Annotated in this window: 18 protein-coding genes; 9 read left to right on the top strand and 9 right to left on the bottom strand. The window is 53.8% G+C overall.

What is annotated here, in order from left to right:
• Positions 1–33: 33 nt before the first annotated feature.
• The 3 genes from AO726_RS14545 to AO726_RS14535 all read left to right on the top strand — a co-directional run bounded on the left by AO726_RS14545 (position 34) and on the right by AO726_RS14535 (position 2,824).
• Positions 34–1,587: a flavin-containing monooxygenase gene (locus tag AO726_RS14545; RefSeq protein WP_058068767.1), complete on the top strand. Its 1,554-nt coding sequence runs from the start codon at positions 34–36 to the stop codon at positions 1,585–1,587.
• Entirely contained in the window at positions 1,584–2,432 is an 849-nt protein-coding gene (locus AO726_RS14540; protein WP_058068766.1) for an SDR family NAD(P)-dependent oxidoreductase, read from the top strand. Before AO726_RS14545 ends, AO726_RS14540 begins: the two co-directional genes overlap by 4 nt.
• 179 nt (positions 2,433–2,611) lie before the next feature.
• On the top strand, positions 2,612–2,824 hold the full coding sequence (locus tag AO726_RS14535) for a cold-shock protein (protein WP_058068765.1): 213 nt from the start codon (positions 2,612–2,614) through the stop codon (positions 2,822–2,824).
• Positions 2,825–2,886: 62 nt separating this feature from the next.
• On the opposite strand, the gene AO726_RS14530 is transcribed toward AO726_RS14535, so the two are convergent.
• The 4 genes from AO726_RS14530 to dnaX all read right to left on the bottom strand — a co-directional run bounded on the left by AO726_RS14530 (position 2,887) and on the right by dnaX (position 7,306).
• Positions 2,887–4,035 carry an acyl-CoA dehydrogenase family protein gene (locus AO726_RS14530; protein WP_058068855.1) on the bottom strand — a complete coding sequence of 383 codons (1,149 nt, stop codon included), beginning with the start codon at positions 4,033–4,035 and terminating at the stop codon, positions 2,887–2,889.
• Between the two features lie 146 nt (positions 4,036–4,181).
• On the bottom strand, positions 4,182–4,781 hold the full coding sequence (gene recR / locus AO726_RS14525; protein WP_058068764.1) for a recombination mediator RecR: 600 nt from the start codon (positions 4,779–4,781) through the stop codon (positions 4,182–4,184).
• 89 nt (positions 4,782–4,870) lie between these two features.
• Positions 4,871–5,197 (bottom strand): YbaB/EbfC family nucleoid-associated protein, encoded by a 327-nt coding sequence (locus AO726_RS14520; RefSeq protein WP_058068763.1) that lies wholly within the window; start codon positions 5,195–5,197, stop codon positions 4,871–4,873.
• Positions 5,198–5,215: 18 nt separating this feature from the next.
• Positions 5,216–7,306 carry a DNA polymerase III subunit gamma/tau gene (gene dnaX, locus AO726_RS14515; RefSeq protein WP_058068762.1) on the bottom strand — a complete coding sequence of 697 codons (2,091 nt, stop codon included), beginning with the start codon at positions 7,304–7,306 and terminating at the stop codon, positions 5,216–5,218.
• A gap of 429 nt (positions 7,307–7,735) precedes the next feature.
• Here dnaX and AO726_RS21460 point away from each other — a divergent pair, with 429 nt between their 5' ends.
• Both AO726_RS21460 and AO726_RS14505 read left to right on the top strand, forming a co-directional pair.
• On the top strand, positions 7,736–7,957 hold the full coding sequence (locus tag AO726_RS21460; RefSeq protein ID WP_058068761.1) for a hypothetical protein: 222 nt from the start codon (positions 7,736–7,738) through the stop codon (positions 7,955–7,957).
• Between the two features lie 68 nt (positions 7,958–8,025).
• The gene (locus AO726_RS14505; RefSeq protein ID WP_058068760.1) at positions 8,026–8,313 is read left to right on the top strand and encodes a DUF3509 domain-containing protein; all 288 of its coding nucleotides are present in this window, start codon (positions 8,026–8,028) and stop codon (positions 8,311–8,313) included.
• 107 nt (positions 8,314–8,420) lie between these two features.
• Here the strand turns inward: AO726_RS14505 and AO726_RS14500 are convergent, their stop codons facing one another.
• Together AO726_RS14500 and pnuC are read right to left on the bottom strand one after the other, a co-directional pair.
• Positions 8,421–8,960 carry an AAA family ATPase gene (locus AO726_RS14500; protein ID WP_058068759.1) on the bottom strand — a complete coding sequence of 180 codons (540 nt, stop codon included), beginning with the start codon at positions 8,958–8,960 and terminating at the stop codon, positions 8,421–8,423.
• Positions 8,957–9,523 carry a nicotinamide riboside transporter PnuC gene (pnuC, locus tag AO726_RS14495; protein WP_058068758.1) on the bottom strand — a complete coding sequence of 189 codons (567 nt, stop codon included), beginning with the start codon at positions 9,521–9,523 and terminating at the stop codon, positions 8,957–8,959. Before pnuC ends, AO726_RS14500 begins: the two co-directional genes overlap by 4 nt.
• A 137-nt stretch (positions 9,524–9,660) precedes the next feature.
• On the opposite strand from pnuC, the gene AO726_RS14490 reads away from it, so the two are divergent.
• Positions 9,661–10,764 carry an ABC transporter substrate-binding protein gene (locus AO726_RS14490; protein WP_241492119.1) on the top strand — a complete coding sequence of 368 codons (1,104 nt, stop codon included), beginning with the start codon at positions 9,661–9,663 and terminating at the stop codon, positions 10,762–10,764.
• A gap of 1 nt (position 10,765) precedes the next feature.
• Here the strand turns inward: AO726_RS14490 and AO726_RS14485 are convergent, their stop codons facing one another.
• Positions 10,766–10,984 carry a DUF2970 domain-containing protein gene (locus tag AO726_RS14485; protein ID WP_058068757.1) on the bottom strand — a complete coding sequence of 73 codons (219 nt, stop codon included), beginning with the start codon at positions 10,982–10,984 and terminating at the stop codon, positions 10,766–10,768.
• Positions 10,985–11,328: 344 nt separating this feature from the next.
• Here AO726_RS14485 and dusA point away from each other — a divergent pair, with 344 nt between their 5' ends.
• Both dusA and tal read left to right on the top strand, forming a co-directional pair.
• Positions 11,329–12,339, top strand: a complete 1,011-nt coding sequence (dusA, locus tag AO726_RS14480) for a tRNA dihydrouridine(20/20a) synthase DusA (RefSeq protein WP_058068756.1) — start codon at positions 11,329–11,331, stop codon at positions 12,337–12,339.
• 41 nt (positions 12,340–12,380) lie between these two features.
• A complete protein-coding gene (gene tal, locus AO726_RS14475) occupies positions 12,381–13,307 on the top strand; it encodes a transaldolase (RefSeq protein WP_058068755.1) in 927 nt (308 codons plus the stop codon).
• A gap of 49 nt (positions 13,308–13,356) precedes the next feature.
• On the opposite strand, the gene rssC is transcribed toward tal, so the two are convergent.
• Both rssC and rssB read right to left on the bottom strand, forming a co-directional pair.
• Positions 13,357–13,839 carry an anti-sigma factor antagonist RssC gene (gene rssC, locus AO726_RS14470; protein WP_058068853.1) on the bottom strand — a complete coding sequence of 161 codons (483 nt, stop codon included), beginning with the start codon at positions 13,837–13,839 and terminating at the stop codon, positions 13,357–13,359.
• Between the two features lie 8 nt (positions 13,840–13,847).
• Entirely contained in the window at positions 13,848–15,032 is a 1,185-nt protein-coding gene (gene rssB, locus AO726_RS14465) for a two-component system response regulator RssB (protein WP_058068754.1), read from the bottom strand.
• Between the two features lie 208 nt (positions 15,033–15,240).
• Between rssB and AO726_RS14460 the strand changes: the two genes are divergently transcribed.
• Positions 15,241–15,540: a PilZ domain-containing protein gene (locus tag AO726_RS14460; RefSeq protein WP_058068753.1), complete on the top strand. Its 300-nt coding sequence runs from the start codon at positions 15,241–15,243 to the stop codon at positions 15,538–15,540.
• Positions 15,541–15,565 lie beyond the last annotated feature (25 nt).

Genomic DNA, 15,565 nt, shown 5'->3' with positions numbered 1-15,565 from the left:
CAACCACGCAATAACAATAATAGGTGCTTGGTCATGAACTCAGCCGCAACCCATCCGCAATCCGCTGAACACTGCAAAATTGCCATTATCGGCACAGGTTTTTCCGGTCTTGGAATGGCCATGCGCTTGAAACAGGCGCAAGAAGACGACTTTCTGCTGTTCGAAAAGGATCAGGGCGTCGGAGGTACATGGCGGGTAAACAACTACCCTGGCTGCGCCTGTGACGTTCAATCACACCTCTATTCCTACTCATTCGAGCCTAATCCTAAATGGAACCGGATGTTTGCCACACAGCCGGAAATCAAAGGCTACCTTGAGCACTGTTGGAGCAAGTACGGCCTGCAATCGCAGACACGCCTGGGCTGCGCGATTGAACGGCTTGATTGGGATGAGCAACACGAACACTGGCTGCTGACTGACCAGCACGGAAAACGCTACACCGCGCAGTTCGTTGTCTCCGGGATGGGAGCTCTGTCCACTCCATCCATTCCGGCAATCAAAGGCCTGGATATCTTCAATGGCGAGATTTTTCACTCCCAGCAGTGGAATCACGACTATCCACTCAGCGGCAAACGCGTGGCCGTAGTAGGTACTGGCGCATCGGCCATTCAATTCGTACCGCATTTGCAGAAATTAGCAGGCTCACTGCACCTCTACCAACGCACAGCACCGTGGATTCTGCCCAAGCCCGACCGGCAGATCAGTGTGCGGGAGCGTGAGAGGTTTCAGCGCTATCCATTCCTACAAAAGCTTTGGCGTGGCTTTATTTACAGTCTTTTGGAAAGCCGTGTAATCGGCTTTGCTCTGCTGCCCAAGTCGATGTCGTTAGCGCAAAAATTTGCCCTCTGGTACCTCAAAAAACAGGTCCAGGATCCACTACTGCGCGCCAAACTCACGCCTGATTACCTCATGGGTTGCAAACGCGTGCTGATGTCCAATGACTACTACCCGGCCCTGACACAGACCAACGTCGAGGTGATCACCGACGGCATTGATGAAATCCTACCCGATGCAATCCGTGCTCAGGACGGCACCGTGCGGCAGGTCGACGCGATTATTTTCGGCACCGGCTTCACCCCCAGTGACCCCATCCCACGTGGCGCAATTTTCGGCCGCAACGGCGTTGACCTGACCGACGCCTGGCCCGAAGGGCCGAGAGCCTATAAAGGCACCATGACCAGCGGCTTCCCAAATCTCTTTTTGCTCATGGGCCCCAACACTGGGCTCGGCCACAACTCGATGGTTTACATGATCGAGTCACAGATCAACTACGTGCTCAAAGCCCTGCAACAACTGGATCGCCTTGATCTGCAGAGTCTTGAAGTCAAACAGCATGTTGAGGAGGCCTTCAACCACACGCTGCAGGGCAGCCTCAGTAACACTGTTTGGAATGCAGGTGGCTGCCAGAGCTGGTACCTACACCCTGTCAGCGGTCGCAACTGCACGATCTGGCCAGGTTTCACCTGGCGCTACCGCTTACTGACCCACAACTTCGATGCCCCTGCCTATCACTACAGCCGCAAACATCCGGTTCACCCCGCACAAAGCCAAGCCATTACCCCCTCACGCAAGGAAGTCAGTGTATGAAGTCATTCAATAATCAAGTTGCCGCCATAACCGGCGCAGGCTCAGGTATCGGACGAGCGCTGGCCCTTAATTTAGCCCACCAGGGCTGCCACCTGGCCCTATCTGATGTGAATACCGAGGGCCTTGCACAGACTGTTGAACTGGCTAAAGCAAACAGCATTCGCATTACACAGCACAAAGTTGATGTGGCGCAGCGCCAAGAAGTGCTGGACTGGGCAAGCCAGGTGATCGCTGAGCACGGTCGCATTAATCTGCTCATCAACAACGCTGGTGTAGCCCAAGGTGGCACGACGGAGGGCAATGATTACAGCGACTATGAATGGATCATGTCCATTAATTTCTGGGGTGTTGTAAACGGTACTAAAGCCTTTCTGCCACACATCAAAGCCAGCGGCAGTGGCCATATCGTCAATATCTCCAGTATCTTCGGGATTTTTGCTCAGCCCGGCATGGGCGCCTACAACGCCAGCAAGTTTGCCGTACGCGGTTTTACCGAGGCCCTGCGCCAAGAGCTGGATATAGCAGGATACGGGATCTCGGCCAGCTGCGTGCACCCAGGCGGAATCAAAACCAATATCGCCAACAGTGCTCGAATGAACGCCAGCATGGATAGCCTGACCGGCACCAATGCAGCCTCAGCCAAGAGTCAGTTCAACGACCAACTGCTCAAAACAACCCCGGAAAAAGCCGCTCAGGTGATTCTCGATGGCGTCCTGAAGAACAAGCGCAGGATTCTGATTGGGACCGACGCGCGCATGGCAGATCTGATGCAGCGTCTGTTGCCAGCTGGTTATCAGCGTTTGGTCACGGCCGCTATGCGCATGGCTGCCAAAGGCAATCGCTGATGCAACAAAGCTGGTACGCAAGTGTGAGCCGGCGAGCAGATTCCACGTGAATTATTGATCTAAATGGCAGCGTTTCTCAGAAAAACCGCATATTATGATTCGACCGGGTACTGATAACCGGTCTACAACGTAGGCGCCTCGTCTGGCCCTGCACGTCAAAACGATTCAAGAGACACACCATGGCAAATCGCGAAACTGGCACCGTTAAATGGTTCAACGATGAGAAAGGCTTCGGCTTCATTACCCCAGCAAACGGTGGCGACGACCTCTTTGTGCACTTCAAAGCAATCCAGGCTGACGGCTTCAAAACCCTGAAGGAAGGCCAGACAGTTACCTACGTGCCCGCTCGTGGCCAGAAAGGTATGCAGGCTGAAGAGGTTAAGGTTTCCTAACCTCTCTTGCTAAAAAACAAACCCCGCGTAATGCGGGGTTTGTTTTTTGCGGCAGGTAAAACTTACAGCCCCATCTGCTTGCTGATGATCTCGTTCATGATCTCCCGCGTGCCGCCGCCGATCGACAGGATACGGTTATCGCGGTACAAGCGTTCAACGCGGCTCTCACGCATAAAGCCCATGCCGCCCAGCAGCTGAGTCGCGTCATAAGTAATGCGGTCAGACACATCTGTAGCGAAGTTCTTGGCCATGGAGATTTCTTTAACCACGTTCTTGCCCGCCGACATCTTCGCAGCCTGGCGGTAAGTGAACTCGCGAGAAACCTCCAGCTGCGTGGCCATTTCCGCCAGCCGGTGTTTGATCACCTGAAACTTGCTGATTGGCTTACCAAACGCCTTACGATCTTTAGCCCAGGCAAGCGCATCCTCCAGTGCCATCTGCGACGTCATGTTCGCCATCAGCGCCAGAGCCAATCGCTCCGACTGGAAGTTAGCCATGATCCCGGCGAATCCCATGTTCTCAACGCCAATCAGGTTCTCCACCGGAACCATGCAATCGTCGAAGAATAATTCAGCCGTGTCAGAACACCACCAGCCCATTTTCTTGAGCTTACGGCCAACAGTGAAACCGGGGGTGTCCTTCTCTATCAGAAGCAGGCTTACACCGCCAAAACCTTCACCACCAGTGCGCACCGCCACAGTGTAGTAGTCCGCGCGAGTGCCGCTGGTAATAAAGGTTTTGCTGCCGGTGACCCGGTAGAAATCCCCTTCTTTAACCGCGCGAGTTTTAAGGTTGGCTACATCCGAACCACCGCCCGGCTCAGTGATTGCCAGTGAGATGATCTTCTCGCCCGCCAGCACTTCCGGCACAACACGGTCACGGATGTGTGGCTTAGCCCATTTCAAGACTGGAGGCAGACCAATATCCAGTGAACACAAAGCAGACACCAAGCCAGTTGAACTGGAACGGATCAGCTCCTCACTGGCAGCAATCTTGGCAAAAAGATCACCTTCGTGGCTTCCGCCAAACTGCTCGGGAAAACCGATCCCCAGAATCCCGGCGTCACCGGCTTTCTTGTACAGCTCACGAGGAAAGCTTTCAGCCTCTTCCCATTCATCGATAAAAGGAAGGATTTCGCGCTCGACAAATCGGCGGACGGAGTCGCGCACCAACTGATGAGACTCGTCAAAGTATTCTTGGAATGCGGCCATCTGAAAGGTCCCGTTGTTATTTGCGGAAACCTTACCAAGCGCTTGCTTGGTTATCAAGATATTCACCTAATCTTATTGCCGGGCACGCACCCGCGACCGCGCATGCCAGCGCAGGGCAAAAGAGATGATCTGGGGTTGGGGGCGAATCAGAACGTAATCGGACGCCGCCCGGCCAACGCATGGGCTAAGGTACCGCCATCCACCAGCTCCAGCTCGCCACCGAGTGGCATGCCGTGAGCCAAGCGGGTTACGTGCAAAGTCTTACTGGAGAGAATTTGAGCGATGTAGTGAGCTGTCGCCTCACCTTCAACCGTTGGGTTGGTGGCAAGAATAACCTCGCTGAACTGGCCAGACTCTATGCGCTGCAACAACTCAGGAATACCGATGGCCTCAGGGCCAAGCCCATCCAGCGGAGACAGATGCCCCTTGAGTACGAAATAGCGACCACGATAGCCCGTCTGCTCAACCGCATACACATCCACCGGTCCCTGCACAACGCACAGCAAGCTATTATCACGACGCTCATCCAGACACAGCTGGCAAACCTCGTCTTCACTCAGGCTTCTGCACTGCCGGCAATGCCCCACGCCCGCCATTGCAGCGCTGAGCGCTTCCGCCAGACGCACACCACCGGCCCGATCCCGCTCAAGTAGGTGTAATGCCATACGCTGCGCGGTCTTCTGCCCGACACCGGGAAGGCTACGTAGGGAATCGATAAGCTGACGGATCAGGGGGCTGAAGCTCATGTAACAACTCGGCTGGAGACGCAAGAACGTGGGCGCAACTCAAACTTAGATACAGGGCGAACTTATAAAGTTGCGCCCTGTAAGGAGCATTAGAATGGCATTTTGAAGCCCGGAGGCAGTTGCAGTCCCGCCGTCATGCCGGACATTTTTTCCTGGCTATTCTGTTCCACCTTACGAACGGCATCGTTCACTGCCGCAGCGATCAGGTCTTCCAGAACTTCTTTGTCTTCCTGCAACAGGCTGTCATCTAGGGTGATGCGTTTAACATCGTGACGGCCTGTCATAACTACGCTGACCAAACCTGCGCCAGACTGGCCGGTCACTTCGGCATTGGCCAACTCTTCCTGCATCTTCTGCATTTTTTCCTGCATCTGCTGGGCCTGCTTCATCAGGCCAGCCATTCCACCTTTCATCATGGTGTCAATCCTCGGTAATTAGGCGTTGAGGTTATTATTCAGAGGCTCAATGCTTTCGGCGCGGATAACTGCACCGAACTGTTGAATCATCTGTTGAACAATCGGGTCTTGCTGGATAGCGCGTTCGGCTTCTTGCTGGCGCTCAGCACGATGCCTTGCGGCCGCTTGCGCCGGTGTCTCTTGCTCTGGCTTGCACAGCTCAACGCGCAGCTTCACTTCACGGCCCTGGTACTGATTGAGGGCCTCGTTGAGCCGACGCTGCTGAGTTGCATTGAACAGCGCCGAATGAGCCGGATCCAAATGCAGCAGCCAGTCATCACCCTCGACCGCTATCAGTGTGCAGTTAGCGCCGATACTACCGGTCAGGCCTGACAGGCCTAATTTTGGGAACATTTCCAGCCAGTCGGCTGCAAGTCCCGTTGCAGGCGCAACAGCGGGCAGAATTTCAGGCTCAGTGACTTCTTCGGTTTGGGCGGCTGAGAAATCATAGTCGAAGGAATCAGCGTCTACATCGACGTAGTCATAGTCACCCAGTGGCGGCTCATCATCGTCTTCGGCTGCCTCTTCAATGACTGCAACAGGCTCAGAGACAGCTTTCGGGCTGGGCTCAACCTGAGGCTCTGACTCAGTAGGGAGAACTTCAACTGCGGCAACAGGCTCGGGCTCAGCCGTCTCCGCAACGGCGGTGACTTTCGCTTCAACCTGCTGTGGCTCGTTCCACGGCAAGTCAACGTCAGCCACTGAGTTTTCAACTGCGGGCTCAGGAGCAACATCTGCCACAACTGGCTGTTCAGCCTGAGCCACAACTTCAGCAGGCTCTGCCTGCTCTGACTCAACCAAAGGTACTGCGGCGGGCTCAGGCACCACAGCTGCGACCTCAGCAGTCACCTGCGGCTGTGCAACTGCCGACACATTAGGCGCCAGTGTCGAAGCTTCGACACTGGCCACTTCGGTGTTGGCAGAATCAGCTGTGGCCTTGCTGATTCCCAGTGGCTTTAGCGCTATCCGTGGGGCATCCTGACTGTCTGCCGGGCGGAAGGCCAACATCCGCAGCAAGACCATCTCAAAGCCACTGCGCGGCTCTGGCGCAAGCGGAAGATCGCGACGGCCAATCAGCCCCATCTGGTAGTAGAACTGAACATCTTCACTCGGCAACGCTTGGGCCAACTCGAGAACACGCTCACGATCGCCCTGCCCGTTATCCACGGCTTCCGGCAGTGCCTGAGCGATTGCCACACGATGCAGGACATTCAGCATCTCAGCCAGCACACCATTCCAGTCCGGCCCCTGTTCAGCAAGGTGGCGGACGGCTTCAATCAGCTTGCGGGCATCGCCCTCCAGCAGAGCATGGAGCACACCATACACCTGCCCATGATCAAGGGTCCCAAGCATGGCCCGAACATCTGCAGCCAGCACCTTTCCTTCACCAAAAGCGATAGCTTGGTCGGTAAGGCTCATTGCATCGCGCATCGATCCATCAGCCGCACGCCCCAACAACCAAAGAGCATCGTTCTCAAAAGGAATCTGCTCGGCCGTGAGGACATGGCTCAGGTGCTCCACAACCCGCTCCGGCGGCATGTTCTTCAGTGAGAACTGCAAACAGCGCGACAGCACGGTGACAGGCAACTTCTGCGGATCGGTAGTGGCCAGCAGAAATTTCACATGAGGTGGCGGCTCTTCCAGCGTTTTCAACAATGCGTTGAAAGAGCTGGTTGAAAGCATGTGAACTTCGTCAATCAGGTAAACCTTGAAGCGCCCACGGCTAGGCGAGTACTGCACGTTGTCAAGCAGCTCGCGGGTGTCTTCAACCTTTGTTCGACTCGCAGCATCGACCTCAATCAGATCAACAAAACGGCCTTCGTCGATTTCTTTACAAACAGAGCACACACCGCACGGTGTCGAGCTGATGCCTGTTTCGCAGTTAAGGCACTTGGCAATAATCCGGGCAATCGTGGTCTTACCGACGCCGCGGGTGCCGGTGAACAGATAGGCATGGTGCAGGCGCTGGCTGTCCAATGCGTTGATCAACGCCTTGAGCACATGAGTTTGCCCAACCATTTCGTTGAATGAGCGCGGACGCCACTTACGCGCTAATACCTGATAACTCATTGATACCTATCATGAGAGAAAGCAAATGAAGACTAATCCTAACGGAGCAAGGGGCAAATTGCATCCGCACGCAGGAATATGCCGCCCAGAAACGTGATCAGATAAATCTACTGGATATTTTTTAACCAAACCCGTATTATTCCGTTTGTTGTACCAAGCTGTAAGTCACCAAGCCGCTAGCGGCTCACCTTACTGGCAGCATCCAGAGCGCACCTTAAGTGCCGCACAGCTCTGATAGCACGCCAACATGACTGATTTGGCCATCTCTTCTAAAGCAGACTTAGCCAACCTCACGGTACTGCCCTTGCTGGCGGATTATTTATTCGCTCGCAGACTCAGTTCCATACTTTTGTGACCTGATTGTGGGTCCTTTGCATGGAGTTTTACTTTGCGCACAGAAGCGCATAGCGTCTAGGAAACATTATAAAAATGAATACACATCATGAAATCAGGGATGCCATCAACATCCTGAGTAACGCGTTTTCACCCCTTGAGTGTCATATTGTTGCAGCTCGTAAAAGCAGCTTCAGCTTCACAGTCGTTAACCAGTCTGGCATTGCCAAACACACTCAACGGCTCTACCCCGGCCAGTACAGTAGGTCTAATCTGCAACAGGTTATTGATAAAGCCAAACAAGCTATTTCGAGCTAGCGCTTTAATAAGAACTATTTTTTTGATTAGCACTCTCAGTTGCTTCAGCTATTAGGTGGAGAATAGTTATGGATAACATCAACCAGGATTTTCTGGAAAAAATGTTCTCGCCCCTACGGGTAACATTCAGCAATCCGCGCCCGGACGGAGGCATCGTACTCTCTCTGCTTGACGATAACGATGCCACTTCCTACAGCCGCGTATTGACCCGTGCCCAGCGAGGCGACCCGGACTCGTTTGCGCAAACGCTGGAAAACATTCGACTGGAATTGGCAATGCGCTCTGGAAGTATTCCATCCGATCTCAGAAAAGCTCTGAAAGAACAAGACAGCCTGCTGACTTATCAGGCGGAATAACTGTCGCAATTCGTAGCGGCCTACATAATGAAATGCGTTGGCCGCTATCGCCCGCCCCTAATGCCTAACGACATCGCCACGATTTTTTCACTACAGTAAATCGCAACTTACTGTGAGGTACCGGCCAGATCCAACCAGCGGCCTACGGTATCAAGTACTTCATTACGGCGCTCAGACCAGTTTCCTGCGATCTCAACAAACGCTTGATCGTGTTTGATCAACCACCCCTTACAGTCCTGATAAAACATTTGGCGCGAGTAAAGTTCTGGCTGGCATCGCTGCCCATCACTTACCCACTCAACATCTGCTGGGCTCAATAACAGATGCAAGTCGTAATGACGCTCCAGCAGTTCCGTCTCCAACCAATGGGGATAGCTGCCAAACAGCGTCTGGCTCCAAAGGATATTGCTCAGCAGGTGAGTATCCAGAATCAGCAAGCTGGGGCGTTCAGCCCTGGCAGAGTCCTCCCACTGTAACTGGCCCCTGGCGATCACCTCTATGTCATCGAGACAGGTATCTCGTCCCGTCTGCTCAATAAAGTGGCGAACATATTCACCAACCGTAACGCCACCAAACCGCTCTTTAACCAAGCAGCTCAGCCAACTCTTACCTGAGGATTCCGGACCTGTGAGCACGAGAACTTTCATGCAGTGGCCACTACATATTCACGCCGCCAGACCACCCAGCCGCGCACTGCCAGAGCCGTGAACACCGCATACAAGAAGGCGGTTAAATACAGCGCCTGAGTAAGAAAAAGACCGACAAACAGCACATCCAATACCACCCACAATAGCCAGCACTCCATGTGCTTTTGCGCCATCCACCATTGCGCAACCAGGCTGAACGCGCTCAGAAATGCATCTTGCCAAGGCGCACTCGCGTCGGTGTATGCAGACATGAGATAACCCAGCCCACATCCCCCAATCACACCCAGAGAAACACCCTGAAACAACCTCGACGCAGATAAACGTCCGATCTTAACCCCGGCTTTAGCCTCTCCACCGTACACCCACTGCCACCAGCCATAGCCCTGTAGCAGAGCGTAAGCCAACTGTAAAAGCATGTTTGAGTAGAGCTTGCTGTCGTAAAAAATCCATGTATACAGCAACACCATCACCAGCCCAACCGGCCAGCACCAAGGGTTCTGCCGAATAGTAAGCCAAACAGCCAGTACCCCTGTCGCTGTGGCGATGATTTCAATAAGAGACATAACACTTCCAAAACAATGAACAAGGATTGTAACGGTATGCTTTAAAACGGTCTGTTCCTTTACACTTCATACCTTTACCTCTATCTGACAGGCCCTATTTTCCGGATATACTGCGCGCTCTTAGCAGGAGAGTACGCGTGTTCAGCTTTGTAATCCGCTTTATAGGTGCTGTTGTAGTACTGGCCTCTCTGCAATTCAGCCAGGCAGCTACCACTACTTCCCAACGTCACACGCCTGAAGTTGTATTTCTGAACCCAGGGTTTTCCAATGAGCCGTTCTGGGTCACGTACAGTCAATTCATGCACGCAGCTGCGAAAAATCTCGGTTTGAATTTGAGCGTGATTTACGGTGAACGTGATCGCGAGAACATCATTCAATCAGCCCGAGCACTCGCCGAAAACGACACCAAGCCTGACTACGTGATCTTTGTGAACGAGATGTACGTCGGCCCTGAAATTCTTCGTATTTTCTCCGACTCATCCGTCAAGTTGTTTAGCCTCCACAGCACCCTGACACCTGAGCAACAGGAAATCAGCGGTGGAACCCGTGAACGCTATGAGAACTGGATTGGCAGCATCATCGCCAACGATGAAGACGCCGGTTATCTGATGGCTAAAGAGCTCATTTCCAAAACGAAAGGAGCACCGGCTGAAATGCTCGCGTTTGCCGGAGTCCGCTCCACACCATCATCCACCCTGCGTGAACGAGGCCTGCTCCGCGCCTTGAGTGAACACCCACAAATCAAGCTTCACCAGGTCGTGTTTGGCGAGTGGAGCGAACAGCGGGCTTACGATCAAGCCAAGATCCTTCTCAAGCGCTACAACACACCTCGCTTGGTCTGGTCGGCTAATGACGAGATGGCATTCGGTGTGATGAAGGCAGCCCGAGAAATGGGCAAAATCCCCGGGCAGGATCTGTACCTGTCGGGCTTAAATAACTCTGACAGAGTGCTTCAAGCCAGGGTCAACAACGAAATTTCCGCTCTCGCCAGCGGCCACTTTTCCCTTGGTGGCTGGGCACTGGTGATGCTCCATGACTACCACTCAGGCGAGGACTTCGCGAAGCGTGGCGGCAAAGACCGCGTCGACAACCTGTTTACCCTACTGGACGCAGAACAGGCGCAGCAGCTCATGCTGCACTTGAAATTACCGGACTACGAACTCAACTTTAAAGACTTCAGCGCGGTCTACCATCCCGAGCTCGAGGACTATCAGTTCTCGATACAGAGCCTCACGCATTGATTCAAACGCCGGCCATATACAACACCAGCCGCACTAGGCAATACACCAGCAAGACAAACATCGCCGTAAAACCTATGCCCAGTGCAATGAACTGACTGGGCTTGCCCCTTGAAAAATCTCTGGCTCGGTTCTTCCCACTCTGCACGCCCAGCGCAGCACTGAGCACGCTCTGAAGCAGCTCTCGCCAGGTGAGCGGCTGATCACTATTATCTTTATCCATAGCAAGTACCTCCCTAGGAAAGCGTAGCTGTGCAACAGATATGCGCCACTGTAAATCAGCTTGGGGTCACTCTGCCCGTACAGCACAGACGAATAAATCGGGCCCCACCAGCTTAGTCTCAGGCGCTTGGTACATATATGGGCTGCCACCTTGCGTTCGGAAGCCTTCTTTCTTGATAAACTATTCTCCCGTCTCGCTTGATCCTGATCTGCGAGGCATAGCCTATGCCACCGCCCTCACACGAGCGCGCCGCTATCGCCCCCTCACACGACCTAAGTGCTACAACGTAGCACCGGGCATCAAAAAATCTACGGGCGAGAACGACACCCCAAAAGACAAATTCAATGCCCGAGAAATCAGCCTCAAACCCAGCAACCACGCGTCCTTCCCTGTCCCGCCGCTTTAGCGTTGCGCCGATGATGGATTGGACGGATCGTCACTGCCGGTATTTTCACCGCCAGCTGTCACAGCATGCGCTGCTCTACACCGAAATGGTCACTACCGGTGCGCTTCTGCATGGCGATGCGCAGCGCTTTCTGCGTCACAACGCTGCCGAATACCCATTGGCACTGCAGCTGGGTGGCAGCGCTCCCGCCGACTTGGCAGCCAGCGCCAAACTCGGGCAACAGGCGGGTTACGATGAAATCAACCTGAACGTAGGCTGCCCCAGTGATCGCGTGCAGAACAACATGATAGGTGCCTGCCTCATGGGCCACCCTCAGTTGGTCGCTGACTGCGTGAAAGCCATGCAGGACGCTGTCGACATCCCAGTTACAGTCAAACATCGGATTGGTATCAATGGTCGCGACAGCTATGCCGAGTTGTGCGACTTTGTCGGCACAGTCAAAGAGGCTGGCTGCACCAGTTTTACCGTGCACGCCCGTATTGCGATACTCGAAGGTCTGTCGCCTAAAGAAAACCGTGAAGTTCCACCACTGCGCTACGACGTTGCTGCGCAGCTTAAGCAGGACTTTCCAGAGCTGGAGTTCATTCTCAACGGCGGCATCAAAACACTGGAAGCATGCAAGGAGCACCTTCACACGTTTGACGGCGTCATGCTCGGTCGGGAGGCCTATCAAAACCCGTACCTTCTTGCCGAGGTCGATCAGCAGCTATTTGACTCGTCTCGCCCTGTTTTAAGCCGTTTCGATGCTTTTATCAGCATGCGCGACTACATTGCCGCCCACATTGAAGAAGGCGGCACCCTGCATCACGTCACCCGCCATATGCTCGGCCTTGCGCAAGGCTTCAAAGGTGCCCGCAAGTTCCGCCAGTTACTCTCGGTCGACATTCACAAAACAGACACGCCGTTAGCGTTATTTGATCAGGCGAGTGAATTGCTGCAAGGCCACTGACTCGGGTAATGTCGCTGCATTCGTAACGACAAGGCCGTGTCATGACATCCAAGCTGGAACAACTCAAACAATTCACTACAGTGGTCGCCGACACTGGCGACCTTGACGCCATTTCTCGCCTTAAACCGGTCGATGCAACGACCAATCCGTCCTTGCTGCTCAAAGCTGCCGCATTACCGGGTTACAGTTCTCTCTTGCAAAAGTCTATCCACTCAGCGAAGGGAGATCTTGGCTTGGCCAGTGACCACTTTGGCGTGGCGGTAGGAGGTGAGATTCTTAAGGTCATTCCAGGACGCATCTCTACAGAGGTGGACGCCCGCCTCTCGTTCGACACCAGCGCAACTCTGCGCCGCGCAGAGCGCCTGATCGAGCTGTATGAAGCCTCAGGCATCAGTCGCGAGCGCGTGCTGATCAAGATTGCCTCCACCTGGGAAGGCATCCGCGCGGCCGAGCAATTGGAGAAGGCCGGGATCCAGTGCAACCTTACCCTGCTGTTTGCATTTGCCCAAGCACAAGCCTGTGCCGATGCCGGGGTGTTTTTGATTTCACCGTTCGTAGGTCGTATCTACGACTGGTACAAAAAAGCTGAAGGTCGCGATTACACATCCGAGGAAGATCCAGGCGTACTGTCTGTGACCCGGATCTACAACTATTACAAAGCCCATAACTATCAGACCGTGGTGATGGGGGCCAGCTTCCGCAATATCGGGCAGATAGAGCAGCTTGCAGGCTGCGATCGCCTGACCATCAGCCCGGAACTGCTGCAGCAACTGGCGGACGACACACAACCGCTGAAACGCGTACTCAGCCCAGGCCGTTCAGCCGAAAGTAAGCAGATACTCAACGAAACCCAGTTCCGCTGGGGCATGAACGAAGATGCCATGGCGACCGAAAAACTCGCTGAAGGCATCCGCTTGTTCACTCGCGACCAAGAAAAACTGGAAAAACTGCTCGCCAGCTTGGCCTGAAAACAAACAGGGCGCTCAATGAGCGCCCTGTTTGTTTAAGCAGTCAGCATCAATGATGCTCTAATGCATTGACCAAGTCATGAAAGGCTTCGCGGTTGGATTCATTAAGGCTCATCAGAATCCGGTGAGCCTCCAGCACGCGGGAACGCACCACATCTTCCGACTCGTCCTGTGACGGCAAATCGTTCAGGCTGTCAGGGCACTCCACCGGCTTTTGAACGATGTTAAACACCTGGTCAAAGCCCATGGACAGCAACAAGCGCGTAATGTCCTCGTGGGTAGTCACTACAGTCGGCAACAAACCGATTTTCTGCCGCGACAAAATCGACAACTTGGCCAGCAAACCCAGCGTCGTACTGTCGATACTGCGTGTTTCTGTCAGATCAATCACGATTGCCGAAAAATTCAGCGCAGTGAAAATCTTCTCAATAGTCGCATCCAAAGCGGAACAGAGTGTCAGGCGAACTTCACCGACAAACTTCAGAACAAAAGTCCCATCCTGCTCAGCAAATTGAATTCGACCAGGATTCATCCCAAGGCTCATGCAAGGTTCCTGCTTAACACCAGCAACGCAATATCATCCGGCATATCGTGTAACTTGGCCAGCCCAAAGGCTTCACGCAAACCATCCAACGAGCCGCCCGCAGACTCAATAATACGGGGCAGTTGCGCTTCTTTGTCCTTGAGCGTGTCTCCAGGCAGCAGGTCAAAAATCCCATCAGACAGGAGCGTCAGACTAAAGGACTCTGGCAAGTCCAGCTCCAGATCAGAATATTCAGCTTCCTGGAACAGACCAACCGGTAAGCCGCGCCCTTCCAGATACTGAGCCTTGCCGTCAGTGAACAGCACAGGCAGAGGCAGATGTCCGCCGATGCTGTAGGTCAGGCGATTACTATTTTGATCAATCACCCCACCGAGCATGGTGACGTGCTTGCCCAGCTTGCAGTTGATCAACCCGCGATTGATGTGCCCCAACACCTCTGATGGCTTGAAATCCGGCAAAACACCGGAACGACGCGACTCGTACAACAGACGAGTGGTCATAAACTTAAGCAATACGGTGATGAATGCCGATGACGCGCCATGACCAGAAACATCGGCCAAATAAAAGGCGATGCGCGAGTCATCTACACGGAAGTAGTCGACGAAGTCACCTGAGAGGTAAAGAGACGGGATGATTTGATGGGCAAAGCTGAACTCATCAATCTCCCCAGGCGTCTCCGGCAGCATATTCATCTGCACCTGTCGCCCTGCGTTCTGATCCTCCTGAAGCAGGTGCAGGCTGGCCTGAAGCTCGCGATTGGCGGCCTCAAGCTCCTCACGATAGCGTTGGTTCTCTTTGCGCAAACTAGCTCGATCCAGCGCGCGATGCACGGAGTGCTCAAGCACAGCTAGATCAGCCAAGGGTTTGATCAGGTAGTCGACAGCCCCCAAACGCAGAGCCTCAACGGCATCAGACATCACCCCAGCGCCAGAAACCACAATTACCGGGGTTTCAACCTGAAGTGCATTAATTCGGCGAATCAGCTCCAATCCGTCAACTTGCGGCATGCGCAGATCACAGATGACCAAATCAGGAGACTTGCTTTGGAAGACGTCCAGCCCCTGCAGGCCGTTTGAGGCTTGCAGCACGTGAAAACCACTGTCTTCAAGGTAGGCAGCCAAACTGGCTCGCACTACATCGTCGTCGTCAATTATCAGCAGCGTGGCACTGGTTTTGTGCATGAGATTTCCAGACAAACTGCGCCGGGCCAAGTTGGTACGCCAAACCTAAAACATGAAACATGCGTACTCGGCACATATTCAGGCGCAGACGGTACTCCCATCCGGACCACGATTCAAGCTGATAACGGTTGTCCAAGAGAGACTTTCGGCCTTAAATAAGCCGGTTTAATAAGAAGGCTGCACCCCCTGACCAAAAGAGGAAATGCCCATGAGCTCACCTGACCGAGCCTACAGCGAGAAACGCGACTACATCCGCATGCGTATGGAAGCAGCTGTAAGCCTGCACCATGACGGTAAGGAGATCCCCGCCGTATGCCTTGATTTATCAAGCACCGGGATGCAGCTTGAGGCTGCAAGCAACGTCAGGCTCGGCGATAAGGTACAGGTGCATATCGCTTCTGATCACAGTGAGTTGCGCGGGCTCGAAGCGGAGGCTGAGGTTGTCAGGGTCAACCTTCTTGAAAACGGCAAGCAATCGCTGGGGCTCGCCATCCTGCAGATGAAGTAAATGTAGTGATACAAAAATGGCGGCA

The organism is Pseudomonas sp. TTU2014-080ASC (genome assembly GCF_001446935.1).
In the GTDB taxonomy this organism is placed as follows: domain Bacteria; phylum Pseudomonadota; class Gammaproteobacteria; order Pseudomonadales; family Pseudomonadaceae; genus Aquipseudomonas.
Note: the sequence above shows the minus strand (reverse complement) of the source record. Positions and strands in the feature narration are given on the sequence as shown.

Excerpts from the sequence above, each read along its gene's own strand:
- AO726_RS14460 (WP_058068753.1), top strand. The coding sequence starts at position 15,241 with ATGAGCTCACCTGACCGAGCCTACAGCGAGAAACGCGACTACATCCGC.
- AO726_RS14485 (WP_058068757.1), bottom strand. The coding sequence starts at position 10,984 with ATGGATAAAGATAATAGTGATCAGCCGCTCACCTGGCGAGAGCTGCTT.
- rssB (WP_058068754.1), bottom strand. The coding sequence starts at position 15,032 with ATGCACAAAACCAGTGCCACGCTGCTGATAATTGACGACGACGATGTA.
- dusA (WP_058068756.1), top strand. The coding sequence starts at position 11,329 with ATGCCCGAGAAATCAGCCTCAAACCCAGCAACCACGCGTCCTTCCCTG.
- AO726_RS14540 (WP_058068766.1), top strand. The coding sequence starts at position 1,584 with ATGAAGTCATTCAATAATCAAGTTGCCGCCATAACCGGCGCAGGCTCA.
- AO726_RS14505 (WP_058068760.1), top strand. The coding sequence starts at position 8,026 with ATGGATAACATCAACCAGGATTTTCTGGAAAAAATGTTCTCGCCCCTA.
- AO726_RS14530 (WP_058068855.1), bottom strand. The coding sequence starts at position 4,035 with ATGGCCGCATTCCAAGAATACTTTGACGAGTCTCATCAGTTGGTGCGC.
- AO726_RS14535 (WP_058068765.1), top strand. The coding sequence starts at position 2,612 with ATGGCAAATCGCGAAACTGGCACCGTTAAATGGTTCAACGATGAGAAA.
- AO726_RS14545 (WP_058068767.1), top strand. The coding sequence starts at position 34 with ATGAACTCAGCCGCAACCCATCCGCAATCCGCTGAACACTGCAAAATT.
- AO726_RS14500 (WP_058068759.1), bottom strand. The coding sequence starts at position 8,960 with ATGAAAGTTCTCGTGCTCACAGGTCCGGAATCCTCAGGTAAGAGTTGG.
- rssC (WP_058068853.1), bottom strand. The coding sequence starts at position 13,839 with ATGAATCCTGGTCGAATTCAATTTGCTGAGCAGGATGGGACTTTTGTT.
- tal (WP_058068755.1), top strand. The coding sequence starts at position 12,381 with ATGACATCCAAGCTGGAACAACTCAAACAATTCACTACAGTGGTCGCC.
- AO726_RS21460 (WP_058068761.1), top strand. The coding sequence starts at position 7,736 with ATGAATACACATCATGAAATCAGGGATGCCATCAACATCCTGAGTAAC.
- AO726_RS14520 (WP_058068763.1), bottom strand. The coding sequence starts at position 5,197 with ATGATGAAAGGTGGAATGGCTGGCCTGATGAAGCAGGCCCAGCAGATG.
- pnuC (WP_058068758.1), bottom strand. The coding sequence starts at position 9,523 with ATGTCTCTTATTGAAATCATCGCCACAGCGACAGGGGTACTGGCTGTT.
- recR (WP_058068764.1), bottom strand. The coding sequence starts at position 4,781 with ATGAGCTTCAGCCCCCTGATCCGTCAGCTTATCGATTCCCTACGTAGC.
- dnaX (WP_058068762.1), bottom strand. The coding sequence starts at position 7,306 with ATGAGTTATCAGGTATTAGCGCGTAAGTGGCGTCCGCGCTCATTCAAC.